Annotated in this window: 36 protein-coding genes; 29 read left to right on the top strand and 7 right to left on the bottom strand. The window is 50.1% G+C overall.

Annotated features, from left to right (window positions below):
* Window positions 1–7: 7 nt before the first annotated feature.
* From IEU85_RS07955 to IEU85_RS07915, 9 genes are all read left to right on the top strand, one after another.
* The gene (locus IEU85_RS07955) at window positions 8–1,216 is read left to right on the top strand and encodes a hypothetical protein (RefSeq protein ID WP_188355731.1); all 1,209 of its coding nucleotides are present in this window, start codon (window positions 8–10) and stop codon (window positions 1,214–1,216) included.
* Entirely contained in the window at window positions 1,204–1,644 is a 441-nt protein-coding gene (locus tag IEU85_RS07950) for a hypothetical protein (RefSeq protein WP_188355730.1), read from the top strand. The genes IEU85_RS07955 and IEU85_RS07950 overlap by 13 nt, the downstream gene beginning before the upstream one ends.
* Before the next feature lie 3 nt (window positions 1,645–1,647).
* Window positions 1,648–4,230, top strand: a complete 2,583-nt coding sequence (locus tag IEU85_RS07945) for an ATP-binding protein (protein ID WP_229714840.1) — start codon at window positions 1,648–1,650, stop codon at window positions 4,228–4,230.
* Window positions 4,231–4,383: 153 nt separating this feature from the next.
* Window positions 4,384–4,734, top strand: coding sequence for a hypothetical protein (locus tag IEU85_RS07940; protein WP_188355728.1), 351 nt, complete (start codon window positions 4,384–4,386; stop codon window positions 4,732–4,734).
* 18 nt (window positions 4,735–4,752) lie between these two features.
* A complete protein-coding gene (locus IEU85_RS07935) occupies window positions 4,753–5,166 on the top strand; it encodes a hypothetical protein (protein WP_188355727.1) in 414 nt (137 codons plus the stop codon).
* Window positions 5,154–8,081: a TrbL/VirB6 family protein gene (locus IEU85_RS07930; RefSeq protein ID WP_188355726.1), complete on the top strand. Its 2,928-nt coding sequence runs from the start codon at window positions 5,154–5,156 to the stop codon at window positions 8,079–8,081. Before IEU85_RS07935 ends, IEU85_RS07930 begins: the two co-directional genes overlap by 13 nt.
* A 10-nt stretch (window positions 8,082–8,091) precedes the next feature.
* A complete protein-coding gene (locus tag IEU85_RS07925) occupies window positions 8,092–8,433 on the top strand; it encodes a hypothetical protein (RefSeq protein ID WP_188355725.1) in 342 nt (113 codons plus the stop codon).
* 174 nt (window positions 8,434–8,607) lie between these two features.
* On the top strand, window positions 8,608–9,207 hold the full coding sequence (locus IEU85_RS07920) for an AAA family ATPase (protein ID WP_188355724.1): 600 nt from the start codon (window positions 8,608–8,610) through the stop codon (window positions 9,205–9,207).
* A 5-nt stretch (window positions 9,208–9,212) separates the two neighbouring features.
* Complete coding sequence (locus IEU85_RS07915; RefSeq protein WP_188355723.1) at window positions 9,213–9,614, top strand: hypothetical protein; 402 nt, start codon at window positions 9,213–9,215, stop codon at window positions 9,612–9,614.
* 50 nt (window positions 9,615–9,664) lie between these two features.
* On the opposite strand, the gene IEU85_RS07910 is transcribed toward IEU85_RS07915, so the two are convergent.
* The 4 genes from IEU85_RS07910 to IEU85_RS07895 all read right to left on the bottom strand — a co-directional run bounded on the left by IEU85_RS07910 (window position 9,665) and on the right by IEU85_RS07895 (window position 12,216).
* Complete coding sequence (locus IEU85_RS07910) at window positions 9,665–10,222, bottom strand: hypothetical protein (protein ID WP_188355722.1); 558 nt, start codon at window positions 10,220–10,222, stop codon at window positions 9,665–9,667.
* A complete protein-coding gene (locus tag IEU85_RS07905; protein WP_188355721.1) occupies window positions 10,219–11,274 on the bottom strand; it encodes a hypothetical protein in 1,056 nt (351 codons plus the stop codon). The genes IEU85_RS07910 and IEU85_RS07905 overlap by 4 nt, the downstream gene beginning before the upstream one ends.
* A 132-nt stretch (window positions 11,275–11,406) precedes the next feature.
* A complete protein-coding gene (locus tag IEU85_RS07900) occupies window positions 11,407–11,682 on the bottom strand; it encodes a hypothetical protein (protein ID WP_188355720.1) in 276 nt (91 codons plus the stop codon).
* A 153-nt stretch (window positions 11,683–11,835) separates the two neighbouring features.
* Window positions 11,836–12,216, bottom strand: a complete 381-nt coding sequence (locus tag IEU85_RS07895) for a hypothetical protein (protein WP_188355719.1) — start codon at window positions 12,214–12,216, stop codon at window positions 11,836–11,838.
* A gap of 304 nt (window positions 12,217–12,520) precedes the next feature.
* Here IEU85_RS07895 and IEU85_RS07890 point away from each other — a divergent pair, with 304 nt between their 5' ends.
* From IEU85_RS07890 to IEU85_RS07860, 7 genes are all read left to right on the top strand, one after another.
* Complete coding sequence (locus IEU85_RS07890; protein WP_188355718.1) at window positions 12,521–12,802, top strand: hypothetical protein; 282 nt, start codon at window positions 12,521–12,523, stop codon at window positions 12,800–12,802.
* 109 nt (window positions 12,803–12,911) lie between these two features.
* Window positions 12,912–13,301 (top strand): hypothetical protein, encoded by a 390-nt coding sequence (locus IEU85_RS07885; RefSeq protein ID WP_188355717.1) that lies wholly within the window; start codon window positions 12,912–12,914, stop codon window positions 13,299–13,301.
* Window positions 13,298–13,837 carry a hypothetical protein gene (locus tag IEU85_RS07880; RefSeq protein ID WP_188355716.1) on the top strand — a complete coding sequence of 180 codons (540 nt, stop codon included), beginning with the start codon at window positions 13,298–13,300 and terminating at the stop codon, window positions 13,835–13,837. The genes IEU85_RS07885 and IEU85_RS07880 overlap by 4 nt, the downstream gene beginning before the upstream one ends.
* 20 nt (window positions 13,838–13,857) lie before the next feature.
* Complete coding sequence (locus tag IEU85_RS07875) at window positions 13,858–14,238, top strand: hypothetical protein (RefSeq protein ID WP_188355715.1); 381 nt, start codon at window positions 13,858–13,860, stop codon at window positions 14,236–14,238.
* Complete coding sequence (locus tag IEU85_RS07870) at window positions 14,235–14,579, top strand: hypothetical protein (RefSeq protein ID WP_188355714.1); 345 nt, start codon at window positions 14,235–14,237, stop codon at window positions 14,577–14,579. Before IEU85_RS07875 ends, IEU85_RS07870 begins: the two co-directional genes overlap by 4 nt.
* A 47-nt stretch (window positions 14,580–14,626) precedes the next feature.
* Entirely contained in the window at window positions 14,627–14,986 is a 360-nt protein-coding gene (locus IEU85_RS07865) for a hypothetical protein (protein ID WP_188355713.1), read from the top strand.
* A gap of 18 nt (window positions 14,987–15,004) precedes the next feature.
* Entirely contained in the window at window positions 15,005–15,343 is a 339-nt protein-coding gene (locus IEU85_RS07860; protein ID WP_188355712.1) for a hypothetical protein, read from the top strand.
* A 345-nt stretch (window positions 15,344–15,688) separates the two neighbouring features.
* Here the strand turns inward: IEU85_RS07860 and tnpA are convergent, their stop codons facing one another.
* Entirely contained in the window at window positions 15,689–16,108 is a 420-nt protein-coding gene (tnpA, locus tag IEU85_RS07850; protein ID WP_188355710.1) for an IS200/IS605 family transposase, read from the bottom strand.
* 62 nt (window positions 16,109–16,170) lie between these two features.
* Here tnpA and IEU85_RS07845 point away from each other — a divergent pair, with 62 nt between their 5' ends.
* The 4 genes from IEU85_RS07845 (at window position 16,171) to IEU85_RS07830 (ending at window position 19,271) form a co-directional block, all read left to right on the top strand.
* A complete protein-coding gene (locus IEU85_RS07845; RefSeq protein WP_188355709.1) occupies window positions 16,171–17,505 on the top strand; it encodes an RNA-guided endonuclease InsQ/TnpB family protein in 1,335 nt (444 codons plus the stop codon).
* 105 nt (window positions 17,506–17,610) lie between these two features.
* The gene (locus IEU85_RS07840) at window positions 17,611–17,982 is read left to right on the top strand and encodes a hypothetical protein (RefSeq protein ID WP_188355708.1); all 372 of its coding nucleotides are present in this window, start codon (window positions 17,611–17,613) and stop codon (window positions 17,980–17,982) included.
* 4 nt (window positions 17,983–17,986) lie between these two features.
* Entirely contained in the window at window positions 17,987–18,451 is a 465-nt protein-coding gene (locus tag IEU85_RS07835; protein WP_188355707.1) for a hypothetical protein, read from the top strand.
* A gap of 1 nt (window position 18,452) precedes the next feature.
* Window positions 18,453–19,271 (top strand): sce7726 family protein, encoded by an 819-nt coding sequence (locus IEU85_RS07830; RefSeq protein WP_188355706.1) that lies wholly within the window; start codon window positions 18,453–18,455, stop codon window positions 19,269–19,271.
* On the opposite strand, the gene IEU85_RS07825 is transcribed toward IEU85_RS07830, so the two are convergent.
* On the bottom strand, window positions 19,251–19,412 hold the full coding sequence (locus IEU85_RS07825; protein WP_188355705.1) for a YlcI/YnfO family protein: 162 nt from the start codon (window positions 19,410–19,412) through the stop codon (window positions 19,251–19,253). The genes IEU85_RS07830 and IEU85_RS07825 overlap by 21 nt on opposite strands.
* A 69-nt stretch (window positions 19,413–19,481) precedes the next feature.
* On the opposite strand from IEU85_RS07825, the gene IEU85_RS07820 reads away from it, so the two are divergent.
* The 9 genes from IEU85_RS07820 (at window position 19,482) to IEU85_RS07780 (ending at window position 23,973) form a co-directional block, all read left to right on the top strand.
* Complete coding sequence (locus IEU85_RS07820; protein ID WP_188355704.1) at window positions 19,482–20,552, top strand: hypothetical protein; 1,071 nt, start codon at window positions 19,482–19,484, stop codon at window positions 20,550–20,552.
* A complete protein-coding gene (locus IEU85_RS07815) occupies window positions 20,533–20,673 on the top strand; it encodes a hypothetical protein (protein WP_188355703.1) in 141 nt (46 codons plus the stop codon). The genes IEU85_RS07820 and IEU85_RS07815 overlap by 20 nt, the downstream gene beginning before the upstream one ends.
* A gap of 13 nt (window positions 20,674–20,686) precedes the next feature.
* Complete coding sequence (locus IEU85_RS07810; RefSeq protein ID WP_188355702.1) at window positions 20,687–20,857, top strand: hypothetical protein; 171 nt, start codon at window positions 20,687–20,689, stop codon at window positions 20,855–20,857.
* A 15-nt stretch (window positions 20,858–20,872) separates the two neighbouring features.
* On the top strand, window positions 20,873–21,364 hold the full coding sequence (locus IEU85_RS07805) for a hypothetical protein (protein WP_188355701.1): 492 nt from the start codon (window positions 20,873–20,875) through the stop codon (window positions 21,362–21,364).
* 108 nt (window positions 21,365–21,472) lie between these two features.
* Window positions 21,473–21,898: a hypothetical protein gene (locus tag IEU85_RS07800; RefSeq protein ID WP_188355700.1), complete on the top strand. Its 426-nt coding sequence runs from the start codon at window positions 21,473–21,475 to the stop codon at window positions 21,896–21,898.
* A 111-nt stretch (window positions 21,899–22,009) separates the two neighbouring features.
* A complete protein-coding gene (locus IEU85_RS07795; RefSeq protein WP_188355699.1) occupies window positions 22,010–22,312 on the top strand; it encodes a type II toxin-antitoxin system RelE/ParE family toxin in 303 nt (100 codons plus the stop codon).
* A 13-nt stretch (window positions 22,313–22,325) separates the two neighbouring features.
* Window positions 22,326–22,610: an addiction module antidote protein gene (locus tag IEU85_RS07790; RefSeq protein ID WP_188355698.1), complete on the top strand. Its 285-nt coding sequence runs from the start codon at window positions 22,326–22,328 to the stop codon at window positions 22,608–22,610.
* A gap of 561 nt (window positions 22,611–23,171) precedes the next feature.
* Window positions 23,172–23,585 (top strand): hypothetical protein, encoded by a 414-nt coding sequence (locus tag IEU85_RS07785; RefSeq protein WP_188355697.1) that lies wholly within the window; start codon window positions 23,172–23,174, stop codon window positions 23,583–23,585.
* A gap of 148 nt (window positions 23,586–23,733) precedes the next feature.
* Window positions 23,734–23,973 carry a hypothetical protein gene (locus IEU85_RS07780; RefSeq protein WP_188355696.1) on the top strand — a complete coding sequence of 80 codons (240 nt, stop codon included), beginning with the start codon at window positions 23,734–23,736 and terminating at the stop codon, window positions 23,971–23,973.
* Window positions 23,974–24,373: 400 nt separating this feature from the next.
* Here the strand turns inward: IEU85_RS07780 and IEU85_RS07775 are convergent, their stop codons facing one another.
* A complete protein-coding gene (locus IEU85_RS07775) occupies window positions 24,374–25,504 on the bottom strand; it encodes a hypothetical protein (RefSeq protein ID WP_188355695.1) in 1,131 nt (376 codons plus the stop codon).
* Window positions 25,505–25,557: the final 53 nt, after the last annotated feature.

Below are 25,557 nucleotides of genomic sequence, written 5' to 3'. Positions count from 1 at the left end.
GGGGTGAATGTTGGTGTTTGAGTATCCGTTTAACCCTAATAGTGCTCGACTGTGGGAGTATGGCAGTGATGTTGATTGGATTAAAGGTCACATGGTGTTTGAAAACAACCATTATAAGCGGTTTACGCGAATGCACCCGTGGCTGGTTGGTTCACTCCAGCAGGCAAAGGACATGGCTGTACGACAGTTGGATGCGGTGCGCGCGATTCTTGGCGCATTGTCGAGTTGGAGGGTTGCTACTACGAGCCAGTTGGAGGCTGGGCTTGCAGTTAAACCGATACCGCGGTTTACGCGCGATACGCCGAACTTGTATGGCGCGTTGTGTCGGCTTGGGTTGATTAACGTGGGATTTAACCCGAGCGAGCGTATTGATGGCACGCCGAGTGAGCTCACGTTTGTGAGCCTTGGCACGGACGCTAAGCTGATTCGACAGCAGGTGCGCGTGCTGTTTCCGAAGTGGTGGCAGCGTTCACCGATATACGATAGTGCTGGCGGGTTGGGTGCTAAGCGCGTGTTTGCTCGCCATAACGTGTATGCGGCGCACGCGGGGTTGGCGTTCGCGCATCATGAGCATATACAGTTCACCGGTGGGGACGGTTGGGGTGGGTTTGCTCGCATTGACCCTGTGGCTGTGAAGGATGCGCAGCTTTCCATGTCTACTGCCGCGGACGTGGTGGCGCTCACGGATGCTGGGGTGATGGCGGCGGTTGAAGTGCAGTCGCACACTGTGAAAGTGGATACGAAGCTCGATAATTGGCTTGCTATGCTCGCGCACTCGCCTATGAGCAGGCGGGGTTTGTTGAATATTTGGCTGATTGTGCCCGCGCCTAAAGGCTTGCAGTTGCAGTATGCGAACTATACGACACAGATTAGTCACGCACAAGCGAATCCTCTTGCCACTACTGGTAGTCCTTTGACGGGTGAGCGCGTGGGGTTTGCGTCTTGGGATGACTGGTTTGATAGTGAGGGATATCCGACTTCAAGGTTTGGCTGTTATATGAGTTTGCTTGCTCATGAGCAGAGTATGTTTGACCCGAAGTGGCGGGAACTCACCCCGAGCGTGCAGCCTTTGCGTCTTGACCATTGGGGGCAGGATGTGGTTGCTGAGAGTATTCAACAGTTTTACGGTTGGGATATTAGCTCGTGGACAGTGCCTGAGGCGCTTGAAGGCGGGTTTTATGGTTTAGTGAATGGGGGTGCAGGATGCCAAGCGTAAATGTGCGTGATGTTGCGCATTTAGGTAGGGAGAAGCTCTCACAGGATAGCCGGGTGCGTAAACGCGCTCTCGCCCACATATTGGAGTTGGTGCACCGTGGTGAGCATAACCGTGTTATCCCGTATTTGATTGGTCGCATGGTTGAAGAGCCGGCGGTGGCTGGCATTCACTTGTGGCAGGTGGATGCGTGCTTGTTTGGTACGAGCCGGTATCGCGCGTTGCAGACGATTCGTGAGGCTCGCACGATTACGGGGGATGCTATGGGCACGCCTGACGGGTATGTGACGCTCGCTTGGGCGTTAGCCTCCCAGCGGGATAGTCAGCGCATGGTGGCGTGGCTGTGGTGCATGCTTGTGCGTGAAAAGCGGGCGGCACTGGTGCTTCCTGACGGGTTTCCTTATCAACAGTTGTATACGGTAAAGGAGTAGATGATGGTTGGGCAACGAGATATGCGATGGTTTCGCGTGGAGCGCACGTTCACGCAGCTTGACGGCGACCAGCTACGTGAGCGTAGTAGGAGTGTGCCTTCACAAATCGCGGATGGGATTATGCTACTGGTGCGCCACAATGAGCAGCCGGTGCAAGAGTACGTGTATGGGGATGCGCAGCGGTTAAAAACAGCGGGTCGTGCTGCTGGGTTTACGGTGCAGCCTGTTGCCGATGAGCAGCTTGAGGAGCTGCTTCCTGTGGAGGCGACTAGTATGGCACACCCGGTTATCCCGTTCAGGTCGCGGTTGAACCGTGTCAGTAACATGGAAAAGCTACGCACGGACACTACCCAGTTGCGCCACGTGCTGGAAATGCAGATGCCGGCGAATAGTTTCGTTGCTGTGCATTTTCGACAGCAGGGGCATTTTGAGCACGCGCGTATTCACAATTGGGTGAGTGACGAGTATCAGCGCACGGAGGATGATAGTGAGCTGGTTACTGCCGGTACGCTCATGTGCCGTGTGAGCGTAGGCACGAATGATGCCATGGTAAGCCGTGACCTTGCGTATAATGTGGGGCACGCGCTGATGCCGCTCATGGACACGATGAAAGCGCACCGTTCACGCCCACGCTTGGGGTTGCTTGCGGTGAGCCTGCTCGTATTAGTCGTGTGGACGGTTGGCTGTATTATATCGCCTGTCCAATGGCAGGTTACCCTTGTTGGGGTTGCGCCACTGCTTGTGCTACTTGCCACTAACATACTAGTAGTGGGCGTATCCTCTCTGGTACATCGACCGCGTAGTATCCCACTGCCCGTGTTCCGTGCCGCCATACTCATGGCAGTAGCGATAGCGCTCATGACCTTGCCTATCCCTTGGTGGACACTCACATTCCCAAGCCTACTCACCGTGTACGCAACCTACCGGCTTGTAACCCGCGACAGCGCGTGGGATGACATTGAAACACGACCAAGACACTACTGGTCACCTATCCCACGGTTGAGAGGCAGCAACCCGTCTGACAATATCGCTCCAGACGGGCACATCAACCAAGCTAAATGGGCAAAAGCCTACCCTACGCAATACTCCACGCTCATCATCGACCCCATGACCACCACCTGCCTCATCACACCAAGCGGGGAAGGGCAAGCCACAAGACAAGAACTCCACCCCGTGCCAGAAACCCTCACGCACGGCGGCGTACTCATCGGCACTGACCAAACCGACCGTGACGGCTATCTTGACGCGCAACAACTATGGAAAGGCGTAGCCATCCTCGGTGAAATGGGTTCAGGAAAAAGCGTCCTCACACTCGGCATCCTCCAATGGGCAGTCCTACACAAACAAGACACTCCAAGCAGCGTGTGGGGCAACGATGCACGCATCATCACTTTCGAGATGAAAGACACCAGAACCGTACAATACTTAAACGAGTTCCGCACCAACCATCATCTTGCTCTCGGCAGAGCCATCCAATTCGCCAACCCAAACACGTACACGCTAGACCTGTTCGCCTACCATGAGCACATGAGCGCACGCAACACGGCAGAACATATCGCAGCAAGTATGCAATACTCCTTCGAGGAGGGAGACATTCGCGGTGACAGCCTCTACGCGCTCGTCCAAGCGTTCACCATTGGCGTGGCAGCACAACGCTTTGAAGAACAACACCCGCAGGTGATTACTGACCGTGTGCGCTCACTGGAGCAGGCGTTCCCGGGTGCGGGGAAGGCGGTTACACCGCGAACCCCGCTCGGGTGGGCTGCTATGGCGATGACTAGCGCGGAGGGGCAGATTAGCGCCGCCCGGGCGTTGGGACAGGTGATGGCTGGGTTGGCTGTTGAGTATGCGGACAGTGTGGACTTGAAGCAGGCGGCGAGCGCTGCGCAACAACTGTATGGTGGGATTGATAATGTGCCGAAGATTTCAGATAACACGGTGCTGGGTAAGGTGCGTGCGAGTTTGAATAAGATTCAGCATCTTATGGCTATTGAGCATGTGTTTGACCCGAAGCGTGCGCGTATCTCGTGGCAGTCGGTGTTGCAGCATAGGTTTGACTGTCATTTGGTGTTTGCTCCGGTTACGGACGAGCAGGGTGTGAGGCATTCGATTGCTGATGACATGCACCCTATTCTTGCGAAGTGGGTGTTGTATGCGTTGAATCGTGATGTGCCGCGTTTTTGTGAGGGCTGGCAAGAGCAGGGTAAGCATGTGATGATTGTGTGTGACGAGTTGAGTGTGCTTGCTAAAGAGGGGGATACGATTTTGCCGAAGATGCGTGACCAGTGGAGGGCGTATGGGGCGATGCTGGTGTTTGCTACGCAGTTTCCGGCGAAACTGCCGGTGGAGCTTCGGGCGAGTTTCATGGGGTATGGCACGCTAGTGTCGTTTGCTAACGCAAACCCGCTGGTGGCTCAGGAGACGGCTGACCGTTTCACTGATGCGGATGGTGAGGATGGTTGGACGCGGGCGGCGGTGACGAATCTGCCGCAGTTTACTGCCGCGGTGCGCACGAGGACGGCGGTGCAGCAGCAGCCTACGTTTTTGGTGCGGGTGCGTGATTTTGAGCGTGAGCCTATTGGTTGAACGGTGGTGCAACATGGTTATGTATCACAGCCTAGTATTAAAGCAGGCATAATAGTATAATGGGGGTTGAGCGTGGAGCATGATTACATGCTTCTTACTCGTAACCCCCTTTTTCTCTCTCGAAACCCCACAATCCTAGAAGGGAATACTATTATGGGTGACGCTATGGTGCTCGCGGTTGGCGGGCAGTCCTCGTTGAAAGCTGGGTGGGATAAGTTTCTCGCCCCGATTCTTGACCATCCTGCCGGGCGTATCCTCACCAACCTGTTTGCAATTGCGGCGCTTTGTTTAGCGATTGTGCTTATTGTCGCGTGGATTTGCCACGCAATGGGACGTGCCCCGTCATTTACCGGCAAGTTCTGCTCGCTGAAATCCACGCTCTTTTGCCTCGTGCTTATCGCGTTATTGCTTCTTCCAGCCGGTTTGATGGGCTTGTTCCTCGGGTGGACTGATTTGCTTATCACGTTCCTTGGTTCTGACTTCCTGCCAAAACTTAACTCGTAACACAGTTTGGAGTGTATGATGGCTCACCCCCGTACCACGATGGATGATATTACAGACGTGTCTAATCCGCTTCGTGTGAGCGCGAAAAACACGATTGATGTGACCCGCAATATGGAGATGCGTTCACGCACGGTGCTTGCTGTGCTGGTCGGTCTTGGTGTTGGCGCACTCATGGGTTTTATTGTGGGTACGCTGCTTCCTTTTATTGGCGTGGTGTGGGCGGTGAGCGTCATGATTCCTGTGACTGTAGTTGCGTTTGTGCTGTTGTTTGCGGGGCGGGTGCGTGACCGTGCTGCGGATTTCCGTTGGAGGAGACTGCATCAACGGTTGAAGTCGAAGAACATTGACGGGGGCGTGTTCTACCCGAACTCGGTTACCCCTGAGCATTTAACGGGTATGCTGGTGGAAAGGTTTGTGGTATGGGTCGCGTAAAGCATTCAAGTGAGGTTCGTGTTCGCTGGTTTCCTTTGGCGATGCTGGCGCTGGTGGCTGTAGTGTGTGCGCTGATGATGGTGCCGCAGCAGGCGTTGGCTGCTACTGGCTCGGGGTCTGAGGGTATTGACCCTACGGAGTGTGCGCAGTCGTTGGGCACGTATGCGGATACCACGTCTTACGTGTCGTGCTTGCCTTCTGGCAGGTGGGGTCAGACTATTGGCGTGATTAACATGCGCACCGAAGCAAGTGGCGGTCTTTTCGGCTCACTTAGCTCGATTGGCAACTATATTAGTATTGTTCAGCGCACGCTGTTGCCGAATATCATGCTCACGTTCATGCAAATCTGTTGGAGTATGACGCTTTCGCTTAGTCAGTTTGCTGCCTCGTTTGAAATACTGGATAAAGCGGGTGCGATGATTGATGAGACGATTCGCACGCTCGTGGAGAGTATGTTTTCTGCTGGTGACGCTCATGGTGCTGCCTCATGGAGTGCTATTCTTGCTGCTCTTGTGGCGGCGAGTATTCTTTCTGCAATTGTCGTTGCCGTGTGGCGTGGGCAAACCGCTGTCGGGTTGCGCCGTATCGGCGTAACTGTACTGGCTCTCGGTATGCTGCTTTTTAGTGGAATGCAAGCCTCACAAGTGTCCCACGTTGATGTTCCCGGGGTAAAGGGCGGTGTGACAAATTCTCCTCACGTGGGTAGCCCGTGGTGGATGGTGCGCACCATCAATTCCGCGGTGAATAAAGTTGGCGCGCAGCTTGATTTTTCCGATAGTTTGCTCAATAACAATGATAGTCTCATGGCTGCGAACACTGCGAAGAATGGTAGCGTGGTGTCGTGCCGTGACTACCTGTATCAGATGCAGGAAACATATAAGCGTGGACAGCCTAAAGCCGATAATAGTACGCTACTGTCACAGGCTAATAATGCTCAGGCGAGTGCTATTACACTGGCTGTAGACCGATTGTGGCAGGAGACCGCTCTACGCGGCTGGGTGAACATGCAGTATGGTAACACTACGGAGAGCGTGACCACTTCGTATGGTGTGGCGGAGAATAGTTTGCAAGCCTACTGTCATATTTTGGAAATGAAAGCAAACACTAGTACAGAACAGCAGCGGCTACTAACCAATAAGGCTTACGGCACGAAGATTAACGCGGATACTGGGCGTATGATTTTCTCGCATGACGGGTGGGCTGACCCGTATTCGCGTTACGTGTACACGAAAGATAGTAAAGATACTACTCCAGCGGGTGGCGATAACACATTGCGCGAGTATCGTGCTGCCATGTTTTGGGAGACGTGTTCCACTCAAGGGTCGAAGGTAGTGGCGCGTGATGGCTGGTCGAAACTCATTCACAATATTAGTGACGCTAATTCTGGAGATATAAAAGGTAACGGTGGCGCTCTCTTACGACCGGGTGTCGATAACGAGGATACCGTTTCAGTGCTCAACCAAGCTCCTGAATTTTCTGCCGGGAGTAGTACTGATGCTTCCTCAGAGGTGCGGAACCTTTGTCAAACGGTGTTTAGTAATCCTAAAGGTTTTGCGGGCAGTCGCACGGTTACTCTAGATGACTATTTGAACTCGTTAAAAGGTCTCACTAAAGCTGAGATGAGTGCTGCAAGCAGCTGCGCAATCACTCTCCCCGGAGTAGACCTTCTTTCAGACCAACCATGTTTCACAGCTCTTCCAAAAATGGCACAGGAAGCTATCAAAAGTTGGGTTACCGCATACAAGGCTGTCACCGGCGCAGAGATTGAGACCAAATATGATTTAGCTGCCGCTCTTGGGTGGAGGTTTGACATACCGAATCATGAAGCCACATGGAATGAAGCAAACATGCAATCGCCTTCAAACCCAAGCGAACAGGCGGTGAAAACAACTGTAGACATCATGTACGGCAACAAGAGCATAGACCCACTGGGCGCGTTTAGTAGCATGTTGGGCGGTATTGTAGCGCTCGTCATCTTCGGCAGTTTCAGTATCGTGTTGATTTTTGCAAAAACCATGATGGCACTCATGGCGCTCCTGTGGATAGTAGCGCTCCTGTTGCAAAGCGCGAGCTTCTTCCGTCCTGCTAGCGGCGCAGTGAAGAATTGGGCTAGAATCACGTTAAACATGAGCCTTGTTGGTGTCGTCTACTCGATGCTCGCTAACTTGTGCACGTTCATTACTATGCTCATGCTTGACGCGGGTAGCATGGTTGGGGACACGCTCCTATTTCAAACACTCGCATCCTGTTCTCCAGCTATCGCCCTGTCGCTGATGATAATAACCTGCACTCGCTTGTTGAAGATTCAAAACCCGTTTAACCTCCGCGCGTTCATGACTGCTGCTGGCGGTGGCGCAGTGTATCAGGGGTTGAAGTCTGTGGAACGTGAGGGTGTGCGAGGTCTGCGCCGTGCTGAGCGTATGGGTAAGCGTGGTGTTCGCCGTGGTATTCATGCCGTGTCGGGTGGTGGCGTTCGCGGTAGGCGTTATCGTGGTAACCGCCGTGTGCTGGAAGATGAGCAGCAGCCACAACCACAAACCACCACTCAGCCGAAACCGAACCCGGCTCAGGACGCTAATGAAAATAGCGGTGACACCACCACGCAGAACACCACCACGCAGAACACGAGTGAAACTACAAACACCCACGGTTCAGACTCAACCAACACAAACACTGAGAACAGCAACCAGCCCACAAGCGAACAACAGCCACAACCCACACCACAACCCACACCACAACCCAAGAGCGAAAACCGTAAAACCCTTGACCCTGAACCAACTGGCAATCAACCCAAGCCAACAACCCCCACACCAACAGAAACACAACCAATAGTAGAAACCAACACCAAACCAGACGGCGACACCGTAATCACTGTCAAACACGAACGCGCCCGCGTAAACCGCCAACCAATGTAAGGAAACACACATGAATGGACTATTCGACCAAGCGACACCACTCATCACCGTGCTCTTGTCGTGGATAGTGTCACCGTCAGGCGCTACCTTGTCGCTCCTATCCATGGGGTTTGGCGCTGTAGCGGGACTACTACGTCTCCTCGGCAAGGGGGCGCGGCTCATCATGTGGCTTATGGGCGCGTGCCTCACCCTACTCGTGTTGTTTGTGCTCGGCGGACTGTTAGAGGCGTGGGGTGTGCCCGTGCGCGCAACCTTGGAAACTGTATTCGCGTTCCTCCCTCGCCTTATTAACGATTTTGGCATGTTTTTACACCGCATGTTCGAGGTGGCGCTCAACGGATACAACTCGTAAACGGATGCGCGTGCGCACACTCGCACACTCGTGCACTTGTGCGTTCGCACGTTGGGCTGCTTGTAAACTGTTGGACACGCAAGCATGTTTGCGCGCGCAATGAGTATCGCTTACGCTGGTATAGAACACACAAGCATCCCCTGTCTTGCAGGGGTTTGAAGAAAGAGTTGTACTATGCCAATTATTGCAGTGGCGTGCGCGAAAGGCGGGGTGGCGAAAACCACCACGGCAATGATGCTTGCACGCGCTTTAACCGTTCGCGGAAAGCATGTGTTGGTGCTTGACGCTGACCAGACTGGTGGTGCGACTAAGTGGTCTGATGATGTGATGGATAGTGGTCAGCAGCTTGGTTTTGATGTGATTCCGGTGAATATTCCTTACATGCAGCGTGACCGTTTACAGCAGCGGTATCCGGGGTTGTGGGTAGTGATTGATACGCCTCCTTCGGATACGAGCGTAATTGACGCTGCGGTGCAAGCTGCGGATATTACGATTATTCCGACTACGCCTTCTCCTCCGGATATGATGCTGGCTTCGCAAACGTATGCGGCGATTCCTCAGTCGTTGGTGTTGCTGACGAAGGTTAAGGCTCATACGAAGTTGGCGCGTCAGGCGTTGGCTGATTTGGATGAGGCTGAGGTGTCGCGTTTTGAAACGGTGGTTCCTGACCGTGAATCGGTGAAGCGGTTGTGGGGTTCCACGGCTAGTGATGTGGCGTATGCTGCGATTGCTGGTGAGCTTGTTGATGTGGTTGCGCAGTTGGGTGAGGAGTGATTGTTGTGGCTGTGGTGAATAAGAATGTGTGGAAGCAGCCTGCTAAGCCGGTTGGTTCTGTGGTTGAGGTTCAGGAAACTGCTACTGATGCTGGGGTTGATGAGGGTGTGAGTGGTGAGCCTGTTGCGCCTACTGTGGAGCACACCCCCGTTGATACCCCCGTTCGCGCGGTGGTTGAGGATGGTTATGCTGCTCGCGCTCGCGCGTTAGATGAGCGTTTGGCTGCTGGGCGTAAGCGGTTTTCCTCGAAGATGAGCGATGAGACGTATGAGGCGCTTCGCCGTGCTGCGTTTGAGCGTGATATGCAGAAGCAGGCGATTGTTGAGGAGGTTTTGCATTGGGCGTTGGTTGAGGGGAATTTTGATATGCGCGTGTTTGATGCGTATGTTCAGGAGCGTAATTCTTAAAACCTCACATAAACGCCCCTGTAAGCAACTTTTTTGGCGAACGTGATACTTTACTCATGTTCGCCTTTTTCTTGCGTGTTTGACCCCATTATTTCACGATTTGGGGCGTGAGAGGATTCTAGCACGCCACGCAAACCAAAATCAGCAGCAGAAAGCTGAGACAAACCGCGAGACCCCGAACACTCAACCCGAGGCTTCACCGCAATCAACCTACGCTCCTCACTAGCCGGCTCCAACGCTGCACGAGCAGACCGCTCCAACGACAACAAACCACGGCGAGCCCTACGAAACCACCAAAACTCATCAGGCGTAAGAACCCGACCAAGAACCTCCTCAAGCTGACGAGATTCCTCCTGCACCTGCCAATCACTAGGACGCAACGCATCACGCTTAGCACGCACCATCGCGTTAATCTTCCCCGCAGTAAGCCACTTATCCCCAGCATTCTGCGCATAATACGAGCGTACAGCCTCCATGCACTCATCAACAGTGACATGAGGGTCAATCTCCTCCAAAAACGTAGCCAAAGCAAAATCGTCGATAGGCATATTCCCGTGATGCAAGTTAATCTTCGTGAGAATAGCCGCTGCCTGTTTTGGCGTAATCATACCGTTGCCTCCTTCGCAAACGGGTTAATGCCTTGAGCCTCCAACTCAGCAAGATGCCGAATGTAGGCAAGATTGTGTTTCAGGTTTGCTTCACTCCTGCTCATCGGGCGTTCAGCGTTATGCCAGTCTTGGCAGTAGATTTCCTCCATGAAGTATTTGCTGAACCGTTTCACGTACTTCGGTTCGGTAGCGTTCACATAGTCGAGTGTCTGCGATACCAGCCACGAGAACGGGTCTACTGCTCCTGCTTTGTGTGCGTGCTGTTCGACTTTGAACCAGTATGCTTCCAGTAGGTTCTGGTTGTGGCTGGTCTCAAGGTCGAAGCGTGCTACGGGGTAAATGGCTTTGAGCCTCGTGGTGAGGTCGGCGAACTGTTGAGGGTTGTGTTTGGGGTAGGCAGTGAGTTCCGCACTGGGTTCGCTGTCTTGTGTGGGCGTGAGCTCAGTGTGAGAAATTTCCGGCGTGGGTTCGCTTTGAGGGTTAGGTTCAGATTTTTCGGTTTCGGATTTTTTTCTTTTAATATTTTCTTTTTTAATATCTATATCTTTATCTATTTCTTTATCTTTATCTTTATCTGCTATATAGGGGTTATTAGGGGCTACATGGGGGCTATCATGGAGGCTATCGCAAGAATCGAGTTCTGAATCACTCTCAGTTTTTTCCGTTTCAGAATGTGAGACATCCTTATGCTTCTTACCCCAACGTTTCATTGCTCCTCTGCGCCCAGCCTCGACAAATTTACTGCGTATATCTTGAGCATCGTTCACAGATATCTGATACTGCTCAAAGTCGTGAATCTTATATTTTCCAGTATCTAATAGCTCTATAAAATTCGCTTCCAATAATGCTTCGATGTCTTTTTCTTCTGCACCAAGAAATTGTTTCACAATAAAATCTGTAAAAATTCCATCGGTGTAATTATCTGAACAATAAGCCAAAGCGAATGTCCAAATATTGAGAGCATGGGGGTTTTGTTTGGAAAGTTCGTGTGCTTTTTGGTTCTGCCAAAATTTGACATTAAGTTTAGCGAATCGTTCATCTGTGAGTGTCATAAGAGTGTTTTCTTTCGTAAAAATAATAGGGGTCCGATAGGGGTTTGATAGGGATATAATAGGGGTCTGATAGGGGCTATATAGCCCCTATGTAGGGGCTAGTAATAGGTAGATTATTACCTAAACATTTGCTCAAAAACTCGTATACGCTTTTTTCTTATTTGCTTTAAGTTGAGCGCTTAGACCAGCTCTGTGACAGTCCTCCGCAAAAATACCGCGTTGATGCGGCAAAAAAGCCATGGTATTTCGCGTATCCGTTGATGGCAATTGATACTGCTCATAGTCATGAATCCTGTAACCACCATTCACAACATCCAACAGCCCAGCATTCACCAATACTTCAAGGTCATCAGGCTCAATATGCAAGTACTGCGCATTATCCCAATCATCAAACAACCCATCAGACATCCTGAAACTGCAATACGATAACGCCACCACCCATTTGAAAGCTGCCCGGTAGTGAGATTGCGCGAATTGCAACATTTTACGATTCAAGAAAAAATCGTTACTAATTTTCGCGTAACCAGAAAGGTTCTGAATGCCACTCATAAGTCATCTTCCTTAATCTAAAAACACGTCAGAACCGTCAGCCGACTGTGCAGAAACCTTGTCATACCAAGGCTTAAACTCAACAGCCTCACCATCATCATCGTGGCAGACAGGCTGCTCGATAACAGCTGGCTCAAAACGTCTAATACGCCACTTATCGTCAGCCTCACCTATAAGACCAAACTCGCGGAGCGTCTGAAAATCATCTTGCGTAGCTTGGAAAAACCGTTCAGCAATAAACCAAGTGAACGTATCCGTGTCGTGCGCTGCGCAATAATCCAAGGCAAGCAGCCACACACAGAAAGCGTGCGGATTAAGCTCGGCAAGCTGCAAAAACTGTTCGTTGTACCACAGGTTTGATGGCAATTTCACCGCCCGTGTATTAGTGTTCATGACCATGTTTTTCCCTCCAAAAACCACACCCCCTAGCTCGCGTGCGAATACTCCAATATTCACGTGCAAGGGTAGGAGAAAGTGTGGGTCAAATCTCGCGTGTAGAACACTCTAATAGTATCCTGTAGTTCAGGAAGCGTAAAACAGAAACACAAGCTGCCGCAAAAGCAATAAACAACAGTTTGCGGCGACAATCCGGACAATTACAGAAAAATCGGCTGACGTAATACTATACTGGAATAAACGAGAAACAACACACACTCTCTCGCTAACACACACCACAATATTTGAAGGGGAATATTATATGCGTAACAGCATTACCATATCCAACAATTACACGTTCCTGTACCGTGATTACATGGGCGTGAGTAGTCAAGGCACACACATGCACGCGATTATTCACAATCCAACAAGCAAACACCCGTATTTTCTCCTCGAAGTGGAGGAGGGGAAGCTCACTCCCATGAAAGTGGAGAACATTATTGTTGAATCAAAACAGTTCCCCTCGCTAGAGGAGGCAATAGCCCGCATGAACCTGCTAGGCACGTTTATTCTGCACCGTAAAGTCAGTGTATGCGCCGATTAGAACAGCTTATTCGCGAGTGCGGCAGACTGTATAAGAAATAGGCTCACACTGTTTTACAGCCTATAGTAGAAGCATACACGTATGGTTACGCGCTAAGGAGCATACTATTATGGAACAGATTAAAAACGAAGTACTGGAAACACTTACACGAATCCTCGAAGATTACCCTTACGAGGTGGATGTGCAGGTTGATGACGATTTGGTGGTTGTAGAAATTGGTACAGCAGCCACGGTCACCACGTTCAATCCGCGTCTTGTTAATCTCACCATGCTGATTGACGCTACTAACACGGTAGTTGCTATGAAGCTGGAGGATATAGCCGAAGAGCAAGAACAAGAGCTTGAAATCGGCTACTCGGCACAAAGTCTCTTGCCTTGGATACCAGACATGTTGGAAGCGTTCACCAGTCAAGGCATTGACAGCGCTTTTAACGTTTTTGACCGTTTCGAGGAAACAGAACAGTATTACTGTCGCGTGGAGATGGGAGAAGAGCAATGAGTATTGAACAGTTGCATTATGCGAAGGTTACGTGCGACCTATGTAAGAGAGCGATGCGTGAAGAAGAGTGTGGGGGTGAGGACTGCTACGGGTTGGCACACTATCTCGGCACCTGCAAGTATGAGGAGTACGGTTGGGTTGTGCGACCGTTTTTCGTGCGTTGCCCCTCATGCTTGGATAAGCAAGTGAAGAAGCTGCAAACCCGTGTCAGCACTCAGGTCAAGCGTGTGTTTGAGGATTGCCCCTATCGTATTACGACCACTGTGGAACATAGACGTGTAATCTGCACGATTGCTACTGAAAAGCAAGTACGCAGTGTTCGTGTAGCCGTGGAGCTACCCGGGTGGGTGGAGGAGATACAACTAGCCGACCAACAGGCATATGAAGGGGTAACTATAGACGACCTCTTTATTGATATTGGCAGCATGGTAAGCCACTTGCCTGAGATTATGGAAGAACTCGAAGAGTTCGGTGTCAGTGACGCGGCAGCCATGGCGAGGGACATTTTCCGTCCGTTAGAAGGGCTGAGACGATGATAGTAGAGCAGGCGCTCACCATGGCGGAGCAGACTGCCTGCTCGACGCTTGAGCGCCTGCTCCGCCCTTACGTGCCTGAACAGTATCCGATTACCGTGTCCCTACTCGACAAATTAGAGTTTCGTATCATGGTGGGTGACGTAACGGGCGTGGCTGTGGAATTGGAAACAAGCCACCGTGCTGATGATATCGTGTGGTGGGTGCGCATGAAAGCGACTGGAAAACCCAATATTGGACAAAGTATCCGCCAACAGCACCTACGTGTTGATGACATTGCGCCCAATTTTGCTCAAGTGCTTTACTTACTGGAACAAGAGCAAACAAACCTTGCTTTGCACGCGCTTTGTGCCCAACCGGGCGTAGTAATACTTGAACCTAATAAAGGAAACATAAAACTATGAGCAACAATATTTTCAAGCGAGTAGAGGCAGCAGCCCGACAGGCGCGAGAGTACGCTTTCGTGCACGAACTGCGCTACTATACTCCTCAACAGTACGATATTAGCGTGGATGCAGACATGTTCGGCGACTACACCATGCTCATTGGCGAAAAGGAATCGTCCTATATCGAACTCACTACAGAAGACGAGGTTGTTACCAAAATTATTGTCGGCAACAAAGATGGCGCACTTGTCAAACACGGTGAGTTCATTCTTGAAGGGTTAGCCAACAACTTTGAATACACGCTTGAGTTGTTAAAACAAGGCATGGTGAACGAAGCACTCACAGCTATTGTCGAATGATAGCGCGTTTAAGACCTGCAACAATAAACAGGAGGAAACATAAAACCATGAGCAGCTATATTTTCGAGCAAGTAGAAGAAGCAGTACAACAAGTAGTCCAACAAAAACTCGAACAACTACTATGCCCCTACGTACCCGAACCGTACTTCATTACGGTGGATAAAGACTTGTTCAGCGACTACACCATCACCATCGAAAACACAGGTGGCGCATACATAGAAATCGCCATGGATGAAGATTATATCGACACTATTTCCGTTGGTGTCGGTAGTGCTACAGGCTTAGGCAAAGATATTAACGAAACCGACCTAGCGCTTGACGACATTGTAGACAATATCAAAGAAGCGCTCACGCTGGTGGAACAAGACGAACTAGATGACGCAATGAAAGTGCTCACTGACCTCTAATGAGAAAAGACTATGCTTATGTTAATCAATCAAGCAATTATCACGCCGTATATTCCAGACGGCTACACGCTTGCCATCGAGGAACGGAACAACGGTAATACGAGTATAGATATTGAGCGCGAATACTCAACCCGTATGAAATACTTGCTCACCATCACGGTAAACGGCAGGCAAATAATCCAGTACCTCGGGTTTGCTGTACACAACCTTCGTGATACACCAGCACGCATGAACAATACGCTCTACGCGATTGGTAACTGGATTGAGCCGCTAGAGGACATACTGCCAAGAATTAAACAAGCTATCGCCTATCTTGAGCAGGAACAAATCCGTCAAGCATTCCGACACCTCATCTAACAAGGAAGCACCTATCATGCTCGACCAGCTGTACGAAAAACTGGAGACTGTAGCGCAGCACGATATGCACGCCATGCTCCAATCATACCTACCAAAACATGCCACTATAGTGGTTACTCTCGAAGGCGCACGCCAGTGCAGTATCCTCATCGGCACGGATTTAACTGACACACCACCATGGGTGTGTATCGACCTAGCTTGCGTGCAAGACATCGTAACCAGCATGAAGCTGTACTACGCGAGAGAAGGACTATCAGAAAAACGCACTATCCCCACCAGTCAGCCATTACTTGTCGTGTTGTTGTGCGAGAAAGCCGTGATGTTTTGAACGTCACGGATGAATCGCTATGAGGCTTGTTTTTGGTGTGTAATGTATTGTTTCACTGTTTTTTCACTACTGTTTCCTACGGTTTCGCAATAGTAGCCGCCTGACCAGAGTTTATGGTGTTTCCCCCAATAGTAGTGTTGTAAATGGTCGGCGTATTGTTGCCATAAGGCGTGTGTAGTGAGCTGTTTTATTCTACTGACAGTTTCGCTAATGGTTTTGTTTGGGGGAATGCTGATGAGCATGTGCACATGATTGCCGTCTCCTGTGTTGATTTGATGTATAGTGAAAGCTGATTGTTGTTCTACTTGGTTTATGCTGGTAATGACGGCTTGTTCTATTCCCGCTAAGGCTTGTTTTCTGTATTTTGTGACAAGTACAATATGGTATCTTGTACGGACTTTTGCTGAGGCTTTTGCCTTGTATTGAGTGTTGTTCATTTGGGTATCCAATCATGTATACTTAATGCTAACAGCATTATACAAGAAACGGAGGTGTTAGCATGACTGTTCGTCTTATTGGCTCACCGCGCACCACCTCCGAAACTGCAAGACTTGCTAAAAACCAGCAAATAAAACAATCAATCAAAGCAACAAAAGCACGCCGTAAAACACAAGTATGCTCAACCTTTGACCTTAAAATAGTCACCAACAAACTCTCACGAACACAACGAGAAGCACTCACTAGGGTATTTCTCGAAGCAAAATGGTTATGGAACGAATGTATTGCTAGCGGCAACCCATTCACATACCAGCCAGCCAGCAGCGTCACAGTAAAAACCCATTCAGGAACAATCGAACAACGAGAATACCACGTACTCGGCTCTCAAATGAAACAAGCGCTCGTAAAAACTATACGCGCTAACATTAAAACCCTCGCCACACTCAAACAGCAAGGGAAAAAAGTAGGAGCAGTCGGATTCACAAAAGCAGTCACAGCACTCGGGTTGCCGCAACCTGATACCACGTATAAAATACGCGGGCAAAAAGCCCGTATACAAAACATTCCCGGCTGGGTTCGAGTACGAGGCGTAAGACAACTCGAAGGCTGGGAACAAGCCAAAGCCAACCTTACCAGCGAAGCAGACGGATGGCATCTACATGTCACCTGCTACATGAACAAGGAGGAATACGCTCAACGCCGTGAAGCAAAAAACCTAGCGCCACAAGCCAACACCATTATCGGCATCGATATGGGGGTGAAAACCTCAATCACCTGCTCAGATGGCACTGAATACAACGTGATGATTGGAGAAACAGACCGCCTCAAACGCAAACAAAGAACGTTGCGGCACAAACACAAGGGGTCAAACAATTATCGCCGTACCAAACACGCCATAAACCGAGTCTACCAGCGCCAACAGCATAAACTCAATAATGCTGCCAACCAAATAGTAGCCAAACTACTGCGCAACCAAATTGTGTTTATGCAAGACGAACAGATTAAACAATGGCAACGCCGATATGGAAAAACAATCCAACATAGCGTACTTGGTCGAGTAAAAACTCGACTAATACGACACCATGAGCAAACCGTAGTACTCTCAAAATGGGAGGCTACTACACAACTGTGCCCCATCTGCCATGAAAAAACACGCACGCCACTCACCCAACACACCTACCGTTGTGAGTATTGCAACTATACCGCGCCACGCGATATTAAAGCGGCGCAGAGCATGGTATGGATAGGGCAGACAGAATACGCTCAACAAATACCCTTGGAACGAGGGGAATATAAGCCTGCGGAGAACGCATCGGAGTCATACGCAACTAATCTACGTATGTTCTCCACGCGCTCAGTGAAACAGGAAACCGTTGCGGTTTCAACCCAACGGTAGTTCATGCGCTGAACCAGTTTCTTCGCGGAGCATTAGACTAACACGATGTGCGGCAGCCCCAAAGAGAACATGCACCATCAAGTTTCACAGCCTACAATAAAAGGCATGAGCATTAAACAAAAAGCACACATTCTCGCAGCAACAATAGTCACCCTAGCAAGCGGAATCATATACTGGCTGAGCATCACCATGGCGAAACCAATCAGCCTCACCCTGTTCTTATCCGCAATACTGTTATTGGCTTGCAGTGTAGCAATGGTGGCTATCGCCACGCGCGCTACCGGCAAGCAGGTGACCATACTGCTTGAGGATATAAATCTTGACCTCATGGCGCTCGGCGTGATGGTGGTGAGCGCGCTGCTCGTTGTCGTGTTCGCTAGTGTTGCGCCCATGGTGGGGGCGGGTTTCTTCGCATTGTTTACCATGTGTGCGACAACCCAGTTAGGCGTGCTTATTGGACTGCGCGGAAGAAGGTGATGGTATGAGGGCGCGGTTAAAGCTCATAGTGTACGCCATGCTTACCGTGGTTTGTGCCATGGTTGAAGCATGGCTTCTATGGAAAGGATTCAACCCACAAGCACGGTTATACAACGCGCACGTGCAGTCAGTTTTGGATAGCTTACACGCAAGCACGCAAGACCTGCTCATGATTCTTGTTCTATTAGCAGCTATCGCTACGGGGACGGCAAGCTACCAAGCATATTGCAAGTTCATCGACCTTGTGGACGCTCATACTGCTAACAAGACTGCCGAAAACGTAATCTATGCAACGCTCACCACGCAGCCACTCGCGCTCATTGCGTTTATACTCGTCCGCTCTCAAGGTTACGAGAGTATAGTGTTATGCGTGCTACTTGATGCCTTTATTGTGAGTGCAACCATTATTGATGGAATGTTCCCTTATGCGCTTTCATGTCGTTTTAAGTATTCGACCGATGAGGAATAATATGCAACCGTTACAAGCACTCGACTACGTGTACTACAAGCAAACGCTCACTAAATTGTTGCGCGGGTACGAGGATAAAACATTCCGCACTGTGTGCACACTCCTCAACAACCCGAACATGCCATTAGTGGACGCGCTCGACCAACTATACAATATTGCCGAACAGTCAAGGCGCAACGAATACTACTACCAAAACCAATGGTTCACCCAGTTCGCCCAACACCAAACCAGCGTGAGCGTACTCAGGCAAAACTGGGCGGGAAGATGTGTCGCTGACCTTATCGACTGCGAGCGTGGTGAGGCTATCGAGATTAAAAGTGACCTTGATAGTTTCGCGCGGCTTGAGCACCAGATTGCCCAATACTTTACGGGCTTCACGCATGTGAGTGTGTTAGCTAAAGATGAGAAGATACGTGAACTGTGTGGACTACTTGAGCACATGCCTTGCGGTGAACGGGTGGGTGTGTATGCTATGCACGAAGCGGGCGATATTAGCGCGGTGCGTGAGCCGCGCATGGTTATTAAGTATTTGAAGCAGCGCACTATCTACGCCATGCTACACCAGAAAGAAGTGGAAACGTTGCTGGCTCAACGCGACCCTAGTTTCCAGCCATGCAACAGTTACGAGCGGTACGAACACTATTATCAAAAGTTTTCTACTACGAGTGTGCTTGTGAACCAGCGCGACATGACACGCATTATCACCGAGCGTTCACGGCGCAACATCAACGCCATAAAAACACTACCACCATCCGTGTGGTCAGCAGCATACTTCCTACCTGACAAAGAACTGCAAACTCTACTCAGCATGAGCACCTAACCGGTCAAGCTGACGCTCCACCTCCTCAAGGCTTACTGTTTCAAGTTTGCCCGCACGATAATCCTCAACCATTTGCAACAACACTTCAACATCCATGCCAACAACCATACCAGACCCAACCATGTTAGCTTGCCACCACACAGCAAACGCTCCTATACTAGACCGTAATACACAACCCTACCTCCCCAACCCCATGAAAGACCCCAAATAATGCGCACAACAAAACCAAAACGCGACAAACACAACAAGCCACGCGACATGTGGAACACCAAAAAAACAAACCAAGACTGGGAAGATGCACGCATCCTAGCCATAGAAACAGGACACCACATCAACGGCACAGCAATCCTCCTCATCACCCTCATCATCATCAGCATCACAGCACTCACCATCAGCATGAGAGTAGGAAGCCAAGTCACCGAAAGCATCAACAACATCACCAACTACGTCAAACGCGGCGACACCGGAACACCCGGTAGAACACAAGCCACTGAAAACGTATACCAGTGGCTCAACAACAGCGAAAATCCACCATTCCCAACAGGCATAGACAGCTACCAGTATGTGCGCGGCAACAAAGTAAAAGAATGGACAGACAACAACGGCGACACCAACAGCTGGTGGAGCCACGAGTTCACCATACTCGTCCACGGGTCAAACATTCCCCGCACCATAAGCCAACTCGTACAAGTCACCAACAACATCCCCACCGTGATAGGGCAGCCAACCATCCTACCCATCCAAGCGGCAGGCGAAACCAACACCATGATAAGCAAACCAAACGGGTACAGAGAACTCGACCCCACACCAACCATCAGCAGCATGGTCGAATCATGGAGCAAAGCCTACCTCAGCACAGACAGTAACGCACTCACCGTGCTTGTCAGCGACCCCAACAGTGAACACGCCTACGCTCCAGCAGGGTTAGGAGAGTGGGTGAGTAGCAGCGCCGACTGGATGGTAGCATCCACCAGCAGTGGAGAACCCGCCAGCGATGAGGAAGCCAAAAACCCAGAGTATGCGATTGCGCAAATCAGCATCAATTTCAAACCCACCGGCTCAGAACGCGCCACCGTAGGCACGCAAATGCTCGTGCTCGTGAAAAACCCCACCTCGGGTAGCGCGCGCATCGTGGATTGGGGAAGTAACGGGGCTGTCACCACGCTACGCCCGTTCGCTCACGCTGTAGACAAAACCATGATTCCAACATTCGATGATGAAAACAAAATTAGCCAGCTCATGCAGCAGAAGGAGCAGAACAATGACGGACAACAACAATAAGCCGACGTTCAACGAGTGGCTGAGTGAAAACAATTACGGGCGCGGTAAAATCCTCGGCGAAATCATTGTGGGTGCTCTCGCAGTCGCGCTGATTGTCACCATTATTCAAGGCGTTATGTGAGGAGGGGTTACTGATGCGTGGACGACACCCGTTTCTACAGTTTATAGGCGGTCTCATTGTGGTGATTATTCTACTGATTGTGGCTGCTATCCTGTTCGGGCAGCATGAGGGAGTGCATCGGCTACTGCCTGAAATTCCGTGGGTTACGTGGGAGCAGCTCATGCACTCGAAGGGCGGCGCGTAAACCATGGTTGAGAGTGTGCGGTTCGAGGCAGGCGGGGAGCGGTATCTTAACCGGCTTATGAGCGTGCTGTTTTTGCTTATCATGCCCGGTTCAGTGCTGTTTTTGCTCAGCAACTGGTGGTTTCCCGCCACGTCTCACACAATTTGGGTGCTGCTCGCGCTCATTGTTTTCCCATGCATACTACTGCTCGCGGAACAAGCGCTCTACGGCAATGTGGTGTTTGCTGAGGATGGCATGTATTGCAGGCAGCGGTTCGCCAAGCGGAAAAGAGTACCGTATGAGCAGGTGCGCGTATTGAGTGTGCATGGTAATAGTGACGGGACAGCGAGTTTCAGTGTGGAGGATGAGAACCACACGGTTATCTTCCAGCAAAACCTTGAACTTGACGATAGCCAGACGTTGAGCATGTGGAGGCTCGTGCGCGAGCATGTGCCAGCTTCACGTATCATCCCGTTTAGCGATTGGATGCTGGTGGAGCGTTTGGATATTATGTCCCGCTCCCGGTAGACGGAAGAGTGTATTTTTTACACTTTGCTTATTTTTTTATGGTTAAAGTGTAGGAAATACACTTTTTAATATTGCGAACTCGAACAAGAACGGATAATGCCAACAACCATGGATACCACGATTCTCTGCCCAGTGTGCGTTCGCGGGCACGCCACCACGAGCACAACACTTGAAGGACATTACGCGCCCAACCAAGGCAAGCCAGTCATGATATGGTTCCGCGCATGGTACGCCGAATGCTCTAACACGGCTTGCCCGGCACGAACCTTCTACCCGCAGCCGAGCGAGCAGAGCGCCTTGTATGCGTTCGAGCATCATGATTTTCTCTTGAAGCGCCCGGTCACTGATTTGGAGACGGGACGCTTGCTCACACCAACAGACCAATGGCTGGAACACCAAATAGGTAGTTTGGTGGCGGGCGGGTACTCGAAGCGCCGGCTTAAACAGTTAGGATTGCCGGACGATACACTCGGCAAGCTGCTTATTGCGCGGGAGCTTAAACAGTTAGAGCGCAAACCAATATTGCGCGTTTAACAACGCTTACGCCGTGGAAATAATTAACCATTAGTGATAATGCTTTTATACGCTTATGCGGCAGACAGTGTAAAATTTGCATGACTGTATCCTGTATGATACAGTACGTGTATGGAAATACGCACCACAGCAACGTTCGACCAATGGCTTAACACCATGAAAAACATTGCTGCAAAAACACGAATTATCGCAAAAATACAGCAATGCCAACAAGCAGGACAACTCTTCGGAGACATTAAAAGCGTAGGAGACAACGTACACGAAATGCGCTTCCACTTCGGAGCGGGATACCGAATCTACTACACCCAACACGGAAATACTCTTGTTATCCTGCTTGCTGGAGGCGATAAAAGCACCCAACAACGGGACATCAACAACGCAAAACAGTTAGCACAACAATTATCCGAGAACTAAGGAGTGGTCACAAATGGAAACACAACCATGGGACGCAAGCAAATACCTTAACACTCAAGAAGATAAAATAGCCTACCTCAACGCTTGCATGGAAACAGGAGACGCGCAACTTATTCAATCAGCCATAGGTGATATCGCAAAGGCACAAGGCATGAGCACCATCGCGCAGCAAGCAGGCGTAGGTAGAGAAAGCCTGTATAAAAGTTTAAGCAAGAACGGAAACCCATCATTCCAAACCATGCTTAAGGTTATTCAAGCCTTGGGTGGTACGCTTACAGTTGCGCCGTTGCCAGCGTAACAGGCTACAGCAGATTGAAACGAGTGCCTGTGCGGTAGGCTGCGTGTGTGATTGCGCCAACTAAACACCACCCGTATTATGGATAATGTACGCAGCCACATTATGCTCCTTAAGGCTGGGTATGCAGAACATCCGAGGCTAAGCACTCTTTCACTAGCGTTTAGCCTCCTTTTTTATGCTCAACTATCCCGAATATTGCGTGTCGTACAGCCTAGGATTAGCGTGTCCACGTGCGGGAAACTCTGAACGCGCGTACACTAGGCGAGTGGAGAAAACATGCACCTTCTCCAGTACTCTGGCGCAATAGTGGAAAGGTTGGAACAAAACCATGCCTTAGGTTTTGTTCCAACCTTTTTTGCGTATGCAACATGCCCAAAAGCACGGCAAACCCCACGTGTAGCGTGTCGAATGCGCAAAACCACAACAGCGTGTACGCTTAACAAGTGAGGAAAATCCCCTTCAAAAAATTCCTCTACTTCAATTCAACCCTGAACGTGCTGCTAGGTTTCTTCCCCGAACGCTTCACCTAGCAGCACCCTCTCACCCTTTGAGGAGCCTAGTATGGAAAACTTGAACATTGTCCGTCTCAACATTGATGAGGACAGCTGGCATGAACTCCAGCACACGATGATTGCAAGTAGCGAGCATACCCCAATGCTTATGTGCACACCATTCATGGCTGACGGTGAGACTGTAACACCGGACGGCATGGTCTTGTTCGATGAGCAGGACAATTATCTTGGTGCCGTGCTGGTTGCTTACGACATGAAAATTCCTGAGGGTTTAAGTGTTCGACTGGTTGCCCGATTGATGAACATGTCCGAAGAGTATTTGTTAGAGCGCTATGATGGCATGTTTGATGACAGGGAGCGGACTGTGACTACAGTGGTTGTGTACGTTTTAATGCCAGTGTTAGCTGCGAGTGAGGATGATGCGTTGCGTGTGTTACTTCGTATTCTTGACGCGGACGAATAAAATATTTTTTGACATAAGGTAGATTATCGGCGTTATGATTGTATGGTGTTGTGCGGCATGAGCATCAATGAGTTCCCTCCTCACGTTGAGGCAACTATATTAAAGCTCGTAACCCACAACGCTAAACACTTTTTTAGGAGGAGAAACAATGGGTGACGTTACAGAACAGAATACTGAAACTTGGGCGCAGGTTGTGGACACGACTGAGCATGTGATTAACATGTTGAACGTGCTCACCGTGTTTCTTGACCGTCAGCGCGAGCAACTACCAGCAGCTGATAGTGATGATGATGCTGTGCGCCTGCTTCGTGAACTCGGTTTAGATGTGCTTAAGGTGAATACACGCGCGTATGCGATTAAGCATGAGGCTTCCCGTAGGATTTGCTAACTATCCCGCATGTTTTCAGGTTTTTTTCAGAATAGTATCGTATAATATTAGATTGTAGGACATGGTTAGTCTTACTGCGTGTAATAATTGTATAGTGCTGGAAGATTCCAAAGTGTGACGTTTGGTTTTCTTTCTTTATTTGTGTGTTATTAAGCGCCTACGGGTGCTGCCATTTCGTCTACCTTCCAGCACTATTCCTCTTTATTTTTTGGGTTATGCGCGTGTGAGTGCGCTTACACGCTGCGGCGTAACACCAACAATACTCATGAATGTGCCCTAACAATGTGTCCATATAAAAAAATGGAGTGAGCATCATATTAGATGCTCACTCTTGTGAGGAAATGGAATGCCAGAGAACTTCTATATTCCATAGAACTTTTTGTGAATTCCCATTCAATTACTAGTGATGAATAGGGACATCTTTCCATTGTGCCCAACATGCATCATCGCATTCAATGCCGTGTCCTCCGCCGATGAAGCCTACAGAGCTGTTGTTTGTTGGTGGGGTGCTTTGTTGTGGTGCGCTGTAGTTTCCGCCTCCACTGTTGCGCGGGGCTGTGTATCCGCCGCCGGAGTATCCTCCACTATTGTATGAGTATCGTGGCGCGTTGTAGGTTTGTTGTGCTTGCGCAGCTGCTGCTTGGCGTGCAGCCTCCTCTTCTGCTGCCTTGCGTGCTGCTTCCTCGTCTGCTTGGCGTTTCGCTTCCACTGATGCGTTTACGGTGTTGATGGCGTTGTCTAGTTTTGCTGGCTCGTCCTGCAAGGCTTTCAACGTGGCGTTCTTGTTGGCGAGGATTTTGTTTGCATTGTCGATGGCAGCCTGCAACTGGTCACGGGTCGCATTATCCGCCACTTTACCATCTGAATCAGTGAGTGACTGTTGTGCAGCATTCACTTTGTCGGTCAGGGTTTGTTTCGCGTCTGCAAGCTGTTTCGCAGCAACTGATGCGTTTACTTTCTTGATTGCTTTATCTAAGGCTTCACGCAGTTTGCTGGCAGTATCCTTATCCTGCACGTAATCCTGCTTCACACCCAACACCTGCCACAACAGCGCCTGATTCATGTCCTGTTGGCTGACCCCAAGATTAGCTTTCGCATCATCCAACGCTTGTTTGAGTTCGGATAGTACTTTCGCGTCAGTGACCTTACTCTTATCCAACTTAGCGAGAGGAGTAGCTGTGTTCACACTCTTAACAAGCTGCTTATCCATGCTCTGCGCCTGCAAATACATGCTCTCCGCAGCACGATTCTCATGCGCAGTCACCCCAGCATACACGCCACCAGCAGCCAACAGTGCGACAATAATGCTCCCTGCAATAATTGCTGTGCGCTTCCGACTTCCCTGTGGCGCCACACCAGCAGATGGAGGAGTATCCTCAGCATTCTCATCGTTGGTAGACTGCTCATCCTCTACCGAGGTGATTACCGTGGTCTCATCCTCTTGTTTAATGCTCGCAGTGGTATCCTGTTCTACCTTACGTTCTTCACGTACCTCTTCTGATACCTGTTCGTTTGTTTGCTTGTTTTCCATTTCAGGTTCCCCCAAAATCCTTTCCTCTTCCACACGCCCCTAAGCGCGTGTAC

It is taken from the genome of Galliscardovia ingluviei (assembly GCF_014635685.1).
Classification (GTDB): domain Bacteria; phylum Actinomycetota; class Actinomycetes; order Actinomycetales; family Bifidobacteriaceae; genus Galliscardovia; species Galliscardovia ingluviei.
This window is presented reverse-complemented; position numbering and strand designations above follow the sequence as displayed.

Coding starts and splice junctions, on each gene's coding strand:
- IEU85_RS07955 (WP_188355731.1), top strand. CDS start 8: ATGTTGGTGTTTGAGTATCCGTTTAACCCTAATAGTGCTCGACTGTGG.
- IEU85_RS07950 (WP_188355730.1), top strand. CDS start 1,204: ATGCCAAGCGTAAATGTGCGTGATGTTGCGCATTTAGGTAGGGAGAAG.
- IEU85_RS07945 (WP_229714840.1), top strand. CDS start 1,648: ATGGTTGGGCAACGAGATATGCGATGGTTTCGCGTGGAGCGCACGTTC.
- IEU85_RS07940 (WP_188355728.1), top strand. CDS start 4,384: ATGGGTGACGCTATGGTGCTCGCGGTTGGCGGGCAGTCCTCGTTGAAA.
- IEU85_RS07935 (WP_188355727.1), top strand. CDS start 4,753: ATGGCTCACCCCCGTACCACGATGGATGATATTACAGACGTGTCTAAT.
- IEU85_RS07930 (WP_188355726.1), top strand. CDS start 5,154: ATGGGTCGCGTAAAGCATTCAAGTGAGGTTCGTGTTCGCTGGTTTCCT.
- IEU85_RS07925 (WP_188355725.1), top strand. CDS start 8,092: ATGAATGGACTATTCGACCAAGCGACACCACTCATCACCGTGCTCTTG.
- IEU85_RS07920 (WP_188355724.1), top strand. CDS start 8,608: ATGCCAATTATTGCAGTGGCGTGCGCGAAAGGCGGGGTGGCGAAAACC.
- IEU85_RS07910 (WP_188355722.1), bottom strand. CDS start 10,222: ATGATTACGCCAAAACAGGCAGCGGCTATTCTCACGAAGATTAACTTG.
- IEU85_RS07905 (WP_188355721.1), bottom strand. CDS start 11,274: ATGACACTCACAGATGAACGATTCGCTAAACTTAATGTCAAATTTTGG.
- IEU85_RS07900 (WP_188355720.1), bottom strand. CDS start 11,682: ATGTCTGATGGGTTGTTTGATGATTGGGATAATGCGCAGTACTTGCAT.
- IEU85_RS07895 (WP_188355719.1), bottom strand. CDS start 12,216: ATGAACACTAATACACGGGCGGTGAAATTGCCATCAAACCTGTGGTAC.
- IEU85_RS07890 (WP_188355718.1), top strand. CDS start 12,521: ATGCGTAACAGCATTACCATATCCAACAATTACACGTTCCTGTACCGT.
- IEU85_RS07885 (WP_188355717.1), top strand. CDS start 12,912: ATGGAACAGATTAAAAACGAAGTACTGGAAACACTTACACGAATCCTC.
- IEU85_RS07880 (WP_188355716.1), top strand. CDS start 13,298: ATGAGTATTGAACAGTTGCATTATGCGAAGGTTACGTGCGACCTATGT.
- IEU85_RS07875 (WP_188355715.1), top strand. CDS start 13,858: ATGGCGGAGCAGACTGCCTGCTCGACGCTTGAGCGCCTGCTCCGCCCT.
- IEU85_RS07870 (WP_188355714.1), top strand. CDS start 14,235: ATGAGCAACAATATTTTCAAGCGAGTAGAGGCAGCAGCCCGACAGGCG.
- IEU85_RS07865 (WP_188355713.1), top strand. CDS start 14,627: ATGAGCAGCTATATTTTCGAGCAAGTAGAAGAAGCAGTACAACAAGTA.
- IEU85_RS07860 (WP_188355712.1), top strand. CDS start 15,005: ATGTTAATCAATCAAGCAATTATCACGCCGTATATTCCAGACGGCTAC.
- tnpA (WP_188355710.1), bottom strand. CDS start 16,108: ATGAACAACACTCAATACAAGGCAAAAGCCTCAGCAAAAGTCCGTACA.
- IEU85_RS07845 (WP_188355709.1), top strand. CDS start 16,171: ATGACTGTTCGTCTTATTGGCTCACCGCGCACCACCTCCGAAACTGCA.
- IEU85_RS07840 (WP_188355708.1), top strand. CDS start 17,611: ATGAGCATTAAACAAAAAGCACACATTCTCGCAGCAACAATAGTCACC.
- IEU85_RS07835 (WP_188355707.1), top strand. CDS start 17,987: ATGAGGGCGCGGTTAAAGCTCATAGTGTACGCCATGCTTACCGTGGTT.
- IEU85_RS07830 (WP_188355706.1), top strand. CDS start 18,453: ATGCAACCGTTACAAGCACTCGACTACGTGTACTACAAGCAAACGCTC.
- IEU85_RS07820 (WP_188355704.1), top strand. CDS start 19,482: ATGCGCACAACAAAACCAAAACGCGACAAACACAACAAGCCACGCGAC.
- IEU85_RS07815 (WP_188355703.1), top strand. CDS start 20,533: ATGACGGACAACAACAATAAGCCGACGTTCAACGAGTGGCTGAGTGAA.
- IEU85_RS07810 (WP_188355702.1), top strand. CDS start 20,687: ATGCGTGGACGACACCCGTTTCTACAGTTTATAGGCGGTCTCATTGTG.
- IEU85_RS07800 (WP_188355700.1), top strand. CDS start 21,473: ATGGATACCACGATTCTCTGCCCAGTGTGCGTTCGCGGGCACGCCACC.
- IEU85_RS07795 (WP_188355699.1), top strand. CDS start 22,010: ATGGAAATACGCACCACAGCAACGTTCGACCAATGGCTTAACACCATG.
- IEU85_RS07790 (WP_188355698.1), top strand. CDS start 22,326: ATGGAAACACAACCATGGGACGCAAGCAAATACCTTAACACTCAAGAA.
- IEU85_RS07785 (WP_188355697.1), top strand. CDS start 23,172: ATGGAAAACTTGAACATTGTCCGTCTCAACATTGATGAGGACAGCTGG.
- IEU85_RS07780 (WP_188355696.1), top strand. CDS start 23,734: ATGGGTGACGTTACAGAACAGAATACTGAAACTTGGGCGCAGGTTGTG.
- IEU85_RS07775 (WP_188355695.1), bottom strand. CDS start 25,504: ATGGAAAACAAGCAAACAAACGAACAGGTATCAGAAGAGGTACGTGAA.